The sequence below is a fragment of the Alcanivorax nanhaiticus genome, from assembly GCF_000756665.1.
In the GTDB taxonomy this organism is placed as follows: domain Bacteria; phylum Pseudomonadota; class Gammaproteobacteria; order Pseudomonadales; family Alcanivoracaceae; genus Alcanivorax; species Alcanivorax nanhaiticus.
In genome coordinates this window covers 257,922-271,926 of record NZ_ARXV01000001.1, presented here as the reverse complement: position 1 = coordinate 271,926, position 14,005 = coordinate 257,922, and the positions used below count along the sequence as shown (strand labels likewise).

Annotated in this window: 15 protein-coding genes; 9 read left to right on the top strand and 6 right to left on the bottom strand. The window is 56.9% G+C overall.

What is annotated here, in order from left to right:
• Positions 1–14: 14 nt before the first annotated feature.
• Entirely contained in the window at positions 15–860 is an 846-nt protein-coding gene (locus tag Y5S_RS01245; protein ID WP_052041298.1) for a formylglycine-generating enzyme family protein, read from the bottom strand.
• A gap of 297 nt (positions 861–1,157) precedes the next feature.
• On the opposite strand from Y5S_RS01245, the gene Y5S_RS01240 reads away from it, so the two are divergent.
• From Y5S_RS01240 to dbpA, 3 genes are all read left to right on the top strand, one after another.
• Entirely contained in the window at positions 1,158–1,763 is a 606-nt protein-coding gene (locus tag Y5S_RS01240; RefSeq protein WP_035229589.1) for a DUF7738 domain-containing protein, read from the top strand.
• Positions 1,764–1,982: 219 nt separating this feature from the next.
• The gene (locus Y5S_RS01235; RefSeq protein WP_035229586.1) at positions 1,983–2,402 is read left to right on the top strand and encodes a hypothetical protein; all 420 of its coding nucleotides are present in this window, start codon (positions 1,983–1,985) and stop codon (positions 2,400–2,402) included.
• A 140-nt stretch (positions 2,403–2,542) separates the two neighbouring features.
• Positions 2,543–3,922: an ATP-dependent RNA helicase DbpA gene (gene dbpA, locus Y5S_RS01230; protein ID WP_035229584.1), complete on the top strand. Its 1,380-nt coding sequence runs from the start codon at positions 2,543–2,545 to the stop codon at positions 3,920–3,922.
• 314 nt (positions 3,923–4,236) lie between these two features.
• Here the strand turns inward: dbpA and Y5S_RS01225 are convergent, their stop codons facing one another.
• A complete protein-coding gene (locus tag Y5S_RS01225; RefSeq protein WP_035229582.1) occupies positions 4,237–5,805 on the bottom strand; it encodes an MFS transporter in 1,569 nt (522 codons plus the stop codon).
• Between the two features lie 395 nt (positions 5,806–6,200).
• Positions 6,201–7,169 (bottom strand): lipase family alpha/beta hydrolase, encoded by a 969-nt coding sequence (locus Y5S_RS01215; RefSeq protein WP_065130248.1) that lies wholly within the window; start codon positions 7,167–7,169, stop codon positions 6,201–6,203.
• Positions 7,170–7,442: 273 nt separating this feature from the next.
• On the opposite strand from Y5S_RS01215, the gene Y5S_RS19035 reads away from it, so the two are divergent.
• Together Y5S_RS19035 and Y5S_RS01205 are read left to right on the top strand one after the other, a co-directional pair.
• Positions 7,443–8,117 carry a TetR/AcrR family transcriptional regulator gene (locus Y5S_RS19035; RefSeq protein WP_052041296.1) on the top strand — a complete coding sequence of 225 codons (675 nt, stop codon included), beginning with the start codon at positions 7,443–7,445 and terminating at the stop codon, positions 8,115–8,117.
• Between the two features lie 46 nt (positions 8,118–8,163).
• A complete protein-coding gene (locus Y5S_RS01205) occupies positions 8,164–9,177 on the top strand; it encodes a lipase secretion chaperone (RefSeq protein WP_081939608.1) in 1,014 nt (337 codons plus the stop codon).
• Positions 9,178–9,238: 61 nt separating this feature from the next.
• Here the strand turns inward: Y5S_RS01205 and Y5S_RS01200 are convergent, their stop codons facing one another.
• The 3 genes from Y5S_RS01200 to Y5S_RS01190 form a co-directional block, all read right to left on the bottom strand.
• A complete protein-coding gene (locus tag Y5S_RS01200) occupies positions 9,239–9,448 on the bottom strand; it encodes a GlyGly-CTERM sorting domain-containing protein (protein ID WP_035229575.1) in 210 nt (69 codons plus the stop codon).
• A 115-nt stretch (positions 9,449–9,563) separates the two neighbouring features.
• Entirely contained in the window at positions 9,564–10,886 is a 1,323-nt protein-coding gene (locus tag Y5S_RS01195; RefSeq protein WP_035229572.1) for a dihydroorotase, read from the bottom strand.
• 51 nt (positions 10,887–10,937) lie between these two features.
• Positions 10,938–11,162 carry a hypothetical protein gene (locus Y5S_RS01190; RefSeq protein WP_052041294.1) on the bottom strand — a complete coding sequence of 75 codons (225 nt, stop codon included), beginning with the start codon at positions 11,160–11,162 and terminating at the stop codon, positions 10,938–10,940.
• A gap of 68 nt (positions 11,163–11,230) precedes the next feature.
• Here Y5S_RS01190 and Y5S_RS01185 point away from each other — a divergent pair, with 68 nt between their 5' ends.
• The 4 genes from Y5S_RS01185 to Y5S_RS01170 are packed head-to-tail and all read left to right on the top strand — an operon-like array spanning position 11,231 to position 13,993.
• Positions 11,231–11,653 (top strand): TraR/DksA family transcriptional regulator, encoded by a 423-nt coding sequence (locus tag Y5S_RS01185; protein WP_197055066.1) that lies wholly within the window; start codon positions 11,231–11,233, stop codon positions 11,651–11,653.
• 3 nt (positions 11,654–11,656) lie between these two features.
• Positions 11,657–12,880: a zinc metallochaperone GTPase ZigA gene (zigA, locus tag Y5S_RS01180; protein ID WP_035229568.1), complete on the top strand. Its 1,224-nt coding sequence runs from the start codon at positions 11,657–11,659 to the stop codon at positions 12,878–12,880.
• The gene (locus tag Y5S_RS01175) at positions 12,877–13,524 is read left to right on the top strand and encodes a DUF1826 domain-containing protein (RefSeq protein ID WP_231552600.1); all 648 of its coding nucleotides are present in this window, start codon (positions 12,877–12,879) and stop codon (positions 13,522–13,524) included. Before zigA ends, Y5S_RS01175 begins: the two co-directional genes overlap by 4 nt.
• Positions 13,525–13,534: 10 nt before the next feature.
• The gene (locus tag Y5S_RS01170; protein WP_035229566.1) at positions 13,535–13,993 is read left to right on the top strand and encodes a transcriptional repressor; all 459 of its coding nucleotides are present in this window, start codon (positions 13,535–13,537) and stop codon (positions 13,991–13,993) included.
• The last annotated feature ends 12 nt before the right edge of the window (positions 13,994–14,005 follow it).

The following is a 14,005-nucleotide window of genomic DNA, read 5'->3' as shown; positions in this document are numbered from 1 at the left end:
CAGGTGGGGATGGGCTAGTTGTTGTCCTCTCTCTCCTGTTGTATAGAAGAAACAATAACTTTGGGTTGATTGACCACACAACGAGCACCGCCTTGTTTGTCTTCGGGCTTAAGGCCGGGAGATCGGCGGTATAAGACATTGTAGCGTTGTGTGCCGACAACGCTTCCACCACGGTATATTTTTGTTGTTCCCGTTGCAGGCCCATGAGGGTTTAGCCCTGGAGATTTCTCATAATAGTTTTTGTCATGCCAATCCAGCACCCATTCCGCCACATTGCCGGTCATATCGTACATCCCAAGTGGGTTGGGCGGATAAGTCCCTGATGGCTCTGGGTGCCAGGGCGTATTGGGGCCGCCACGATAGTTGCGTCCCCAGTCCTGGGTGCCATCATCAGTGGCGTAAAGGGCACGACTGCTGCCCCGACTGGTGGCGGCATATTCCCATTGCGCTTCGGTGGGTAACTCAAATGGTAAGTTAGTCAATTCACCCAGCCAGTGGCAATACGCCTGAGCGTCATACCAGGTGACTCTCCACGCTGAGTTAGCGGGTTCCCGCAGAGGTTCGCCCATGGCTTCTTCATTAAGGAAGGGGCGATCCGTGGCTTCGGTGAAGGTATCAAACTCCCAATAAGACACTTCGTAAGCCTGAATGGAATAGCTGTCGAGAGTCACTTCCACGGTCTTGGTGAACTGCGGGTGGCCCATGGTAAAAGTGCCTCCCTCCACAAAGACCAGGGATTTGAGCGTATGGTCGATGACGCGCTGTTCCGCTTCGCTGATATCAGCGCTCTCACCGCAGCCAGATAGCAATAAAAGAGAGACGATGGGTAGGGTGTGAAAAAGGGGGAAATGACGATTCATTATAATCCGATCCTGAGGAAAAAATGGCATCCATGCCGGCGACAACCCTAGCAAATATGCTTGGGATTGTCAGTGTGTACAGTTCACGATTGGGTTGTGAAGTTTTAGAGCCGGTCTCTTTTTATTCGATATCAGCCATGCTCATACAAGTAGGGGCTCGCCTGTCATCCTTTCTATGGCCATGGTGTCGAATACTTGCGTAGCCTCTTTAGTGAAGGAGAGGACGTTAATCAGCATGCGCTGGATTATCTCGGGGCTTGGTTTAACGAGTTGTTTGAGTAAGGAGAGAATAGATTGATGTTGAGGTTACAAGTGAAGTTGTTATTTCTGCTTTTTCTGCCGTTTTTGGTTAGCTGTGATCAAGGGCATCAGGTGGAACGAGGAGGCAAGCCGGAAGCGATCTTGGAAGGCAGTCATATTATATACGATGGCAAGCCATTGAAGATCGGTGGTTCTATGGATGATTGGCTAGAGGTGTTGGGTTCACACAGCAGGGGAGGGCCGGGTATAGGGCCATACTTATGGGATGGTTTAGGTGTCATGATTGCGCATCATTATAGTTCTTCAGAGGAGATCGTTTTTGTAATAAATCACCGCCCCCCGCCAAAATATCGAGATCCGGGGCCAGCACCGGGCGAAGAAGGTGGGCCGGTAAAGAATACTTTTTCCGGTTATCTGGAGATCGGAGGGGTAGGTATCGACAGTCAGACCACGGTGGAGGATATCAATAAACAAATTGATTACCCGTATGGATTTACCTGTTCTCGCGGTATGAACATGTGTAGTGCCTTGGTTGGTGAAGAAAAGCAACTAATCGCTATTAGCGTTGATGGGCGAAAGGAAAAAAGTCCTGTTTATAGCATCGCTTTTATTGCTGACCCTGTAGATCAACTAGCAGAGTAAAATATGCGACGGCCTTTGTGGAAAGGGGGGTTGTTATACCCGAGTCATCATCCCGATGATAGTCAGGTATTCCCCCCTTGTTAGATCAAACGCTTAAAAGCAGCACAGTTGATGCCATGCAGACAAAGACCCGCTTAACTGTCTCTTCCTTCTGGTTACCGTGCTGAAAGGGGTACACTGGTACGGTTTACCAAACAGCAGATTCTAAAAGGGCATCCCATGACGTATTCCAGGCAGCAATGGCTTCAGGCTTTTACGGGCGGTTTTCTGGCGACGATGATTTTTCATCAGGGCGTGTTGGCACTGTTCTGGTTGGGTGGGTTGGTGCCTGCCATGCCATGGAATATGTCTCCGGTGCCGCCGCTGGGTGTGCCGCAGGTGGTGTCGTTGGCGTTTTGGGGGGGTGTTTGGGGCTTGCCGGTTTGGTGGGTGATTCGCCGCTGGCAGGGCGGGAAATTCTGGCTGAGCGCGTTACTCCTTGGGGCGGTTGGGCCGACGTTGGTGGCGATGCTGGTTGTGTTTCCCATGAAAGGCCTGGATGTGAATGCAATGAAGGTGGTAGGTGGTTTGATCGTCAACGGGGCCTGGGGTTTGGGGCTGGCGGTGTGGATGCGGCTTAGCCTGAAAAAGGCTGCATGATTTGAAGGAAAAGGCGCGTCAGCGCCTTTTCGGTTTTTTGCAGAGCGCATTGCTGTCGGGCGCGTCGATAATCAGTGCGCTCGCTTGGGCCCAACTGTTGTTACACTGCATCTCTGAATTCCTGCCACTTGAGCCTTGCCGTGACTGACTCCCTGTTTTCTTCGCTGCCCCTTGGGGCTGACATGCTTGCCAACCTGGATACCCTTGGCTACGCCAGTATGACCCCGGTGCAGGCGGCGAGCCTGCCGTTGCTGCTGAAAGGCCATGATGTGATTGCCCAGGCCAGCACGGGCAGCGGCAAGACGGCGGCTTTTGGTATTGGTTTGCTGCATCCACTGAATCTTCGCTATTACGGTTGCCAGGCATTGGTACTGTGCCCGACTCGGGAGCTGGCGGATCAGGTGGCCGCGGAGATCCGGCGGTTGGCGCGTGGCGCGGGTAACATCAAGGTGCTGACCCTGTGTGGTGGCCAGCCGATCGGCCCACAAATTGGCTCGCTGGAGCATGGGGCGCAAGTGGTGGTGGGCACACCGGGCAGGGTGCTCAAGCACCTGAGCAAAGGCACCCTGAGCCTGGATGGCCTGAATACTCTGGTGCTGGATGAAGCCGACCGTATGCTCGACATGGGGTTTTACGACGATATCGCCCAGGTGATTCGCCAGACGCCATCCCGACGCCAGACCATGCTGTTCTCGGCCACGTACCCTGCGGGTATTAAGCAGCTGGCGGAAACGTTCATGCGTGAACCTGAGCATGTGGAGGTGGAAGCCCTGCATGACAACAGCCGCATCGAACAACGTTTCTATGAGGTTGAGCCGCTGCAGCGTTATGAAGCGGTGGCGGATGCCATAGCCTGCTTTCGTCCCACCAGTTGTGTGGTGTTCTGTGTGACCAAACAGCAGTGCAACGATGTGGTGGGTCAGTTGTGCCGCCGAGGGCTGTCCGCACGCGCTTTGAACAGTGATCTTGAACAACGTGAGCGCGATGAAGTGCTTACCTTGTTCGCCAACCGCAGTCTTTCGGTATTGGTGGCCACCGACGTGGCCGCCCGTGGGCTGGATATTGATAACCTGGATATGGTGATCAATGCCGAGCTATCCCACGATCCGCAAACCCATATCCATCGGGTTGGGCGCACCGGTCGGGCAGGGGAAAAAGGACTGGCGATTAATCTGGTGGCTCCCAGAGAGAGCCGTCGGGCCATGGCCATTGAGGAGTTGCAGGGTGAACCCCTCAACTGGCACCCGGTGTCCAGCCTCAAGCCCCGCGAAGGCGATGCCATGCTGCCGCCCACCATTACTCTGTGTATTGCTGCGGGGCGAAAGGACAAGCTGCGCCCCGGCGATATTCTGGGTGCGCTCACCGGTGATGCGGGTATCCCGGGTAATCAGGTTGGCAAGATTACGGTTACCGACTATCAGGCCTATGTGGCTATCGAGCGTGACAGCGCTGAGCTGGCGTTACAGCGTTTGATGGGTGGCAAGATCAAGGGCAAGAACCGGCGGGTAAGAAAACTCTGACCTGTGGTGCAAGGTGGATCGACTCCGCAGGCAATGGAATAAAAAGTGCCGCCTAAAGCCCTGGCGTGGTGTGATTATTAATCCGGTTAAATACATGGATGCTGGGCTTTCCGCGTTGCGCGCGGTTCGTCCCTCAAGTGGGACTCCTACAGCCTGTTTAACTGCTGGTTTAACAGCGCATGGGACAGGTTGGCAGAGCCGGAAAAGTGGCCGACCTGTCTTCTCTTAGGGATTGAATGCCCGGAACGCATTCTGCACTCCGGTTATAGAGCAAGGAGGGTGATCCCCCCTGCGTTCCCAGGGAGTCTCAATCGCTATCCATTCGCCACGTTGATGCATGCTTCCTCGGGCTTCTCGCTGTCATCATCGGTGGGCGTTGAGGTGTTGCGTAGCAGGATGGCCACCAGCGCTGCGGTTAGGGCGAGAATCACTGCGCCAATAGCGGAATTGGTGTGCAGCGCCAGATTGAACGCCGCTTTGGCTGCGCTGATCAGCGCTTCGGCGGTCTCTGCGGGTAGCTCGGCCGCGGCGCCTACTGCCCCACCCAATGTGTCGCCCGCCGCCAGTGACAGGTTGTCCGGCAGCGCCTTGGGCATGGCAGTCAGCATATGAGCGCGATACACCGCTGCGCCGATACTGCCGATGACCGCAATGCCCAGTGCCATTCCCAGCTCCGTGGCGGTTTCCGAAGTAGCTGAAGCCGCTCCTGCTTTGCGGGGCGGGGCGGCACTGACCACCATGTCGGTGCCGAGAATCATCATGGGCATAACGCCGATGCCCATGATGGTCATGCCCACAATCAGCAGCGGGATGTGCGAGGGATTCTGTACCGGCAACAGTAACAACAGGCCGATGGAGGCCATCACCAGGCCAATGCTGACCAGCTTCCAGCGGGGGATGCTACCGGCCAGGCGAGGTATCAGCAGGGATGCCAGAGTCTGGACCACTGCCGGTGGCAACATGACCAACCCGGACTGCAGCGGTGACAAATCCAGCACGCCTTGCAGGTACTGGAACACCATCAGCCAGGCACCGGACAATGCCAGGATCGTCAGCATCATGGCGCTTACCGAGGTGCTGAACATGCGGTTGGCAAACAGCGACATATCAAACATCGGGTCTGCCAATCGTTTCTGGCGACGCACAAAGATCACGCCGATGATCAGACCAAGCATAATCGCGAGCAGCGGCAGTGCCGCCACACCATTACGTGCCATCTCTTTCAGACCGTAGATCACTGCCAATACCATGGCCACGGACAGTAGGGCGCTGGTCCAGTCCTGTTGGCCGGCTTCGTCATCACGGAATTCCGGCAACAGTAGTGGCCCGCAGATCAACAGCAAGACCATGACCGGGACACCCAACAGGAAAACCGAGCCCCACCAGAAATACTCGAGCAGGGCACCACCCACTAGCGGGCCGATGGCACTGCCGACGATAAACCCGGTCATCCAGACGGTGATGGCCAGCGTCCGCTCCTGTTCCATCTGGAACATGTTGCGCAGCAGAGAGAGCGTTGAGGGCATCAGGGTGGCACCGGCAATGCCCAGTACGGCGCGACTGGCGATCAGCATTTCTGCGCTGGTGGCAAAGGCCGCCAGCGCAGAGGCGGCACCAAATGCCGTTGCGCCTGCCAGCAACAGTTTGCGTCGGCCGATGCGATCTCCCAGCGTGCCCATGGTCACCAGAAAGCCAGCGATCATGAAACCGTAGATATCCAGTATCCACAGCAGTTCGGCGCTGGTGGGTTGCAGGTCGGCACTCAGATGCGGCGCGGCCAGGTGCAGCACGGTCATGTCCAGTGCCAGCAATACGGTCGGCAACATCAAAACGGCCAAGCCCAGCCACTCACGACGGGTGGCCGGTTGTTCAACGGGGTTCATGGTCTCTCCAGGTCCTGCAAACGCACAAGGTCAATTCGACCCTAAATCCTCAATCAAGGTTGAGGTCAAGAAAAACAAATCAGCCTGACAGTATCTTGCCTGGTGCAGGGCAATGCCAGTGATGATTCTATGACCGAAAAGCGCATAAAGGGTTGCAATGGAAAACAAAAAAAGAGGGGGATGTTGTGATTGCGACGCAAAGCAAGACACATTGCGGCGGAAGCGCCGCTCCCACAAGACCTTTACGTCGTGGCAAGCCTGTGTGGGAGTGGTGGTTCCGCTGCGAAGAAGCCTGTCAGCAGTCTTGGCATTCTTACTCCGCTCATGCCAATCCGCGAGGAAAGCAAAAAAAGGGCACCTTGTGGTGCCCTCAAGCTCTCCCATGTGAATCTGTTCTATAGCCCCCGGTTCTTCAGCCGGTTGGCGTGTTGGCGAAATACGGTCGCCGGGTTGGTTTCGAAGGGGCTGGTAAGGCCGGCGATCTGGTTGACTTCATCCAGATGGTTCATCCGGTAGTCATCGCGAATCACCAGGCCCAGATGGCTGGAACAGCTGGAGACCAGGCCATCATTCTTTTCGCCAAGATAGAGCAGGGCGAGCAAGCCCATTCCAGCATCACTGATATCCAGGATGTTGGTTAACGGTTTGGCTCCGGACCAGGAGTAATAGCGAACTCCGTTACTGGCTTGCTCCGGGGCTTCTCCACAGGCTTGCTCGGGCAGGCCTTCCGGGTGGTGGCTGTTGAATTCTGTGCTGCCGGGGGTGGATAGTGAATACAGGGCAGCCAGTGAATCCTGGTCATAACCGCCGCTGGAGATCAGATCCAGAAAACCGACGGCAGCATTGACGATCTCTCCGATGACGTCGGCAGTCAGAGGTAGGGCCTGCTGGACACCCAGCAGCACGTCGGCCATGCGAGCGCCAGTATGCGGCCCGGCAACAGAAGTCGCGGAAGCTACGTATTGTGGGTACACCGATGCCACATAGCGAACGGTGGGGCCGCCATGGCTGTGGCCAATCAGGTTCACTTTTTCGGCACCGGTGGCGGCCAGAATATCCTCGACTTGTCGGGCAAGCTGCTCGCCTCGCACTTCGGTGCTGTTGGCCGCCGCGACCTGGGTTACATAAACTTCCGCCCCGCTGCGGCGCAGTTCTTCGGGTATGCGGTACCAGTAGTTGTAGCCGGCGATATCATCGAAACCGAACAGCCCATGGCTTAGCACTATGGGGTAACGGGTTTCGGTGTAGGTATCCTTGAACAGCCAGTCGAACCAGCCAGCCTGTGCAGGCATGCTGATGGAAAGGCTTAACAGGAACAGGGTAAGACTGAGTGCCCGCAAGGGGGCCCTTGTTGGTATTGTCATAGCGTTATACCTGGCTCGTTATTGTTATCGACGGTACTGCCGTTTCTACGCCGAGCCTCCCTGGTCAGGGGGTGAGGACACCTTACGGCACTCGAAATTAAAAGTTAACACTAATGTTAATATTAAATGGTTATAACGATCACGATCTGAAGTGATAAACAGTCGACTAGGAATAAAGCGCTATATTGCGAGTGATATGAGGGTGGGGCGTGCTGGTGGCGATATCGAAGGAAATCAGTAAACTAACAATGCTGTTAATATTGGTGGGTAGTAATGAGTGAAGGTGCGGCACCACGCCGGGGACGCCCTCCGGGCAAAACGGGAAAAGCGGAAGAAACCCGGGCGCGAATTTTATTGGCTGCCCGTGCGGTGTATGGCGAGCAGGGTTCTCATGGCACCACGGTGCAGCGGATTCTGAAGGAAGCAGGGGTATCACGCCCGACGTTCTACAAGTATTTCGCGTCGGTGCCAGAGGTGATCGAGGAGATTGTCACCGCCTGCAACGCTGAAGTGGAAGGCTTGTTCGTCAAGGTGTTCGCCCAGCCACAAAAGGCCTTTTACGATTATCTGCCCATTGCGTTGAGTGGTTATCTGAACTGGGGGCGTTCTCTGGGGCCGTTGATGACAACCCGTTTCCGGGAGCTACACGATCTGTCATCTCCTGTGTCCCGGCATCGTGATGCGCACAATGATCGCATCGTAAACATTCTTCATGAGGCGATGGTGCAACATGGCCGGACACCGGCAGATGTGCTGGCGCTAAAAACCCTGGTGCAGGGAATTGAACATTTGGGGTACCAGTTCTGTGCCGAGGCAGAGCACACGGACATGCCGCGCTACATCGCCGTGATGTCGCGCTTGTGTGTGAGCATGCTCGGCAATCGTGAGGATTGGGAAGCCATGCTGGCTTCGCCTTTCTTCAGTCGTTTGATGGCGCTGGAGGATTAGAGAAGAACGACTCCGACGCCGGGCATGACATAAAAAGGAGAACATCATGTCGCGGATAACATTGTCTTTAGGCTTGTTGGCAGTGCTGGGATTGGCGGCGTTGGGGTGGCGGTCTCTGCAGCCTGATGCTCCGGCTCCGGTAGCCTTGCCTGATGAAACCCGCACACACGCTTCTCTGACAACTCACAACCGTTCGGTACCCGAGGCGTCTTTCGGCGCCGCTCTGGCTCATGCGCAGACTCTTCGGGAGGCTCCCGATTCGTTAACCGGTACTCAGGTGGATGGCCAGCTGCAAGTCACTGAGCAGGGGGAGCTGGTGATCTCTCCGGATCTGCGGTTGGTATTTGATTATTTTCTTTCTACCCAGGGCGAGGAATCACTGGCCGATTGTCAGGCGCGACTGGCTCGCTATCTTAATGAGACTCTCCCGCCCTTGGCTGCGGATAACGCCTGGCAGCTCTTTCAACAGTACCTGGCGTTGGGGGAAGCCATGATAGCGTTGCCGCCCCATGACGGTTCTCCTGAGGGTATTCGCGAGGCTGTGCGACAGCGGCATGCCATGCAGCAAGCGTATCTCGGCCCGGAAGCGGCAGATGCGTTCTATGGGCTGGATATGGCTTACGACCGTTACATGGCAGATCGTCAGGCTATTCTGGATGATCCGACACTGGATCAGGTAGCCCAGCAGCAACGATTGATGCAGTTGTCGCAGTCCTTGCCGCAAGAGATGCAAAGCATGATGCAAGACACCCAGGCACCGGTGCGACTGGCAGAAAAAACGGAGGTGTTGAGGGAGCAGGGTGCCAGTGAGGCGGAGATTCGGGTTCTGCGCGAGCAACATTTCGGGGCCGCTGCAGCTGACCGTATGGAGGCTCTGGATGCAGCACGGGCGGAATGGGATAGCCGTTATCAGGTATACCGCACGCAGCGGCAATCCATTCTGGATAGCGGGTTGGCTGAACAAGATCAGGAGGCTGAGTTGGCCCGTCTCCAGCAACAACTCTTTAGTGGGCAGGAATTACCCAGAGTGCAGGCGTTGGATCGTATTGAGCAACACTAAGGGGGTTTGGAGATCGTAAAGAAAGAGAGCCCAGAGCGCGGCGCGCTCTGGGCAGATGGGACTAGCGGCGTCGAATCAGGCCAAGTGAGAGAAGTAACAGCAGTCCCATAGCCGGGAGGCTGCCACCCTCGCCGATTGGCTGTATGCGTGGGTTACCGGGGCCGGTAACCGGAACGGTGACGGCGAATGTTTTTGTCAGCGTGGTCTGCAAAACGGGCAGGCCGGAATCCATTACGGTGACGCCAATCTGCAAATCGCCTTCTACCAGCAATGGATCAAGCTCCGGCCCGGAGTTGTTCTGGCAGGTGGTGTCATGGGCCGGGTTCCTGCATTGGGCTTGCCATCATTATCGCCATCGGTGGAGGGAACGTGAGGATGGCTCGGCATCAAAAAAAGTCGATGACTTTCCCTGAGGGCTGTCCGATAACTTCTTCTTCACTCATCACTACGGTGCCGGCAATAATGGTGGTGGTGGGCCAACCTTGAAGCATCATGCCATCAAAAGCACTCCATCCTGGCGGCGAAGCAAGCTTACGGTCATCAACGGCCTGCCGTTTTTGCATGTCTACCAGGGTCAGGTCCGCATCGTAACCCACTGCGATCCGTCCTTTTCCTGCCATGCCAAAGAGCCGTGCCGGGCCGGCACAGACCAGATCCACCAGCCGAGACAGTGTCAGCCGTCCCGCATTCACGTGATTGAGCATCAAGGGAAGCAGTGTCTGTGTGCCAGTCATGCCACTGGGCGAGTCAGGGTAGGGGCGTTGCTTTTCCTCGCGGGTGTGCGGGGCGTGATCGCTGCCGATGACATCCACGATACCGTTATTCACCGCTTTCCAAAGGGCGTCCTGGTGGCGCTTATCTCGAATGGGTGGGTTCATCTGAGCCAGAGTGCCAAGGCGTTCGTAGCACTCCGGGGCAGTAAGGGTGAGGTGCTGTGGCAAGACTTCTACCGATACCCGGGATTTGTACTGTTGCAGGAATGCCATCTCCTCAGCCGTAGAAATATGCAGCACATGCAGGGGGCGTCGGGTTTCAGCAGCAAGGGCAACAATTTGCCGGGTCGCGATCAGGGCACTTTGTTCATCTCGCCACAGGGGGTGGGCTGAGGGGTGAGCTGCTTCTTCGGCTAGGTGGCGTCTGGACACCAAGCGCGCCTCGTCCTCAGCGTGCACGGCCACACGGCGGCGGCCATGACTGAGGATAGTGCGAAGCACGGCATCGGTGTCGGCCAGCAGATCGCCGAAAGAACTGCCCATGAAAATTTTGACGCCGCAACAGCCCGGCATGCGCTCCAGTGTTGCCAGCTGATCGGCGTTTGCCGCTGATCCCCCCATATAAAAAGCATAGTTGCACCAGGCATCCCGTTCAGCGATAGATATCTTCGCCTGAAGATCCTCCGCGTAGAGGGTCAGCGGTTGAGTGTTGGGCATTTCGAACACGCTGGTCACGCCACCCAGCACCGCGCCACGGGTACCGGCTTCCAGGGTTTCCTTGTGGGTCATGCCCGGTTCGCGAAAGTGTACCTGGGAATCCACCACGCCAGGCAACAGGTGCAGGCCGTGGGCCTGCAGGGTGGTTGCTGCCCGGAAAGGCTCACCAATGGCAATGATGCGGCCATTCTCACAGGCCACGTCGGTAACGGCAGGGCCACTGGGAAGCATGACGGTGGCACCCTTGATCAAGAGGCTGTTGCTGGCATCTGACTGCATTGTGAATTCTTCTGTCGCGGTGGTCAGTAGGTAGCTCTTCCGGTGGCCCGCCTAGCAGGCCTGCTGCCGTTCTGACAGTGCCCGGCGGAACCAGGTCTGGGTTTGCTGCCAGTGCGAGTGGCCGGACAACTCGATGAATTTGCGGGTCATGTGGTCATTTTGATTGTCGAGAGCCATCAGTCTTTGCTGAATGAAGTCGGCAGTGAGAGGGATTCCGCAGATCTCCGTTATGCAGTGTTGCCACTCGGTATAGGAGGCGGGGAGCGGGAAACTCATGATCATTCTCCGGCATGGTTGTCGTCTTCAATTGATATGTTATAACATATCACAAAAGGGAGGCTATCATGCCACGCACTATCAGTGAAAACGCACTGCTGAAGATGCCGGCGTCCAAATACATGAATGCCGCCCAGCGGGCTTTCTTCCGTGAACGTCTGCTGTCACAGGCCAGTGAATGTGATTTGGAGATCCGGCGTGCCATGCAGCACCTGCAGACGCCGCTGCAGGCCGATCCTCTGGATGCGGCGGTAGAGGAAGAGTCCTGCCGACACCAGCTAAGGTTCATGGGGCGTCAACAACGCCTGTTGGGCAAGATCCGCGCGGCGCTAAGACGATTGGAGAACGGTGACTACGGTTATTGCAAAGTTTCCGGTGAGCCCATTGGCCTGCGTCGGCTGCTGGCCCGTCCCACCACAGAGTATTGTGCCGAGGTAAAAGCCCGGCTCGAGCAAAACGAACGCCATTTTGTCCATCAACGAACCGGATAAGCCATGACAAGCCCACAAGCCAATCTGCCAAGCCAGTTGCCCGTTACCGTGCTCTCCGGGTTTCTGGGTGCAGGCAAGACCACGGTGCTAAACCATATTCTCAACAACAGAGCAGGGCTGCGTGTCGCTGTGATCGTCAACGACATGAGCGAAATCAATATCGATGCGGCGCTGGTGAATCAGGATGTGTCGCTTAATCGCGCGGAAGAAAAACTGGTGGAAATGAGCAACGGCTGTATCTGTTGCACACTGCGCGAAGACCTGTTGCTGGAAGTGGATCGCCTGGCCCGTGATGGCCGTTTTGATTATCTGGTGATCGAGTCCACAGGCATTTCCGAGCCCCTGCCGGTGGCAGAAACGTTCACCTTCGAAGACGAAGAGGGCATCAGCCTTTCCAACATTGCCCGTCTGGATACCATGGTGACGGTGGTGGATGCGGTGAATTTCCTGCGTGACTATCGCAGCACCCGTAACCTGCAGCAGGAAGCGGAAAACCTGGGTGAGGAAGACCAGCGCAATGTGGTGGATTTGCTGGTGGAGCAGGTGGAGTTTTGCGACGTTCTGTTGATCAGCAAAACGGATCTGGTCAGCGAGCGTGATCTGGAGATGCTCACGGCCACCCTGCGGCTGCTCAACCCGGATGCCCGCATTGTTCCTATCCGTCACGGCAAGGCCCCGCTGGAAGCGGCGCTCAATACCGGGCTGTTCGATTTCGAAAAGGCCCAGCAGGCGCCGGGCTGGCTAAAGGAAATGCGCGGGGAGCACCTGCCGGAAACGGAAGAGTACGGCATCAGCAGTTTCACCTATGAAGCTCGCCGACCGTTTCATCCGCAACGCTTCTGGGATTTGCTGCAACAGGCCTGGCCCCACGGCACCCTGCTGCGCTCCAAGGGATTCTTCTGGCTGGCAACACGTCCTCAATTTGCCGGTAACTGGAGTCAGGCCGGTGACATTGTTCACCATGGCCCGGCGGGACTGTTCTGGAAAACGGTGCCGGAAAAGCACTGGCCGGAGGACCCGGAGTACCGTGCCATGATCATGGAGAAATGGCAGGAACCCTTTGGTGACATGCGCCAGGAGCTGGTCTTCATTGGCCACAATTTGCAGCCGGAGGCCACTCGCCAGGCGCTGGATGCCTGTCTGCTTTCGGAAGACGAAATGCTGCAGGGCAAGGCGGTATGGGAGCAGCTTGCTGACCCCTTCCCGCAATGGGAGATGGCAGGATGAATGCTTTCCCGATGACACAGGCTGCACAGTCGCTACCGCTTACACCGTCGCAGCAAGAGTATTCCTGTAGCAAGGAGCCGGTGGTGCTGGCGGACATCATGTCCGATGAGGTGCAAGTGGCGGTCTGGGATCGCCCGGACCCGCTTTCTCCGCAACTGGTCGCCCAAGCCTGCGATGAACGGATTGCCATCAAGAGTTGGTTGCCCGTGGCGGACCTGGACGCTGCCCTGAATCGCAGCCTGCCCGGTGATCACTACCAGCCATTGCGTGATGACCTGTTCCTGTTGGCAGACATGACTGCGTGCCTGTTCGGTGTAGAGGAAGTGGGATTGCGAGTCATGGCTCTGACAAAACCCATGTGCCCGCGCTTTCATGTGGACCGCATTCCGGTGCGTTTGCTGTGCACCTACGGCGGCCCCGGCAGCGAGTGGCTGCCCGGCAATGTGGTGCCAGCCGGCCTGCTGACGCCGGGAGAAGATCAATACGGTCGCGTTGCGGCGGAACAGGTGGCGCAGCTGGCCACCGGGCAAGTCGCCCTGTTCAAAGGAGACACCTGGCGGGATAATCCCGGATCGGGCGTGGTCCACCGGTCCCCGTCCCTGTCTCCCGGCCAGCAGCGTTTGCTGGTCACATTGGATATCTAGAGGTGTAGTGATGAGTCGTACCGATCGCATTCTGGCCAGCGCCGAGCAGCAGTGCCGTGAGCAGGGTGTGCGGATGACTCCCCAACGCAAACAGGTCATGGATCTGTTACTGCAACAGCAAGGCCCGCAAAGCGCTTACCAGTTGCTGGATCAGTTCAAGGCCCGCTACCAGGGCAATGCCCAGCCGCCCACCATCTACCGGGCACTGGATTTTCTGGTGCAACAGGGCCTGGTGCACCGGCTTAGTTCCACCAACCAGTACTTGGCCTGCGATCACATCACTTGTCATCACGGGCACAAGGGCACGGTCTTTCTGCTCTGTGATGAGTGTGGCGGCGTGCAGGAAACCCCCATGGCCGGCGCGGCGGTGAGTGAGTTGGAACACACCCTGGATGATCTCGGCTTCGTGATCCAGCAGGAGCCTCTGCTGGAAGTCCACGGACGCTGCGCCCGCTGCGTGGCGTCCTGATTCACCCCTGAC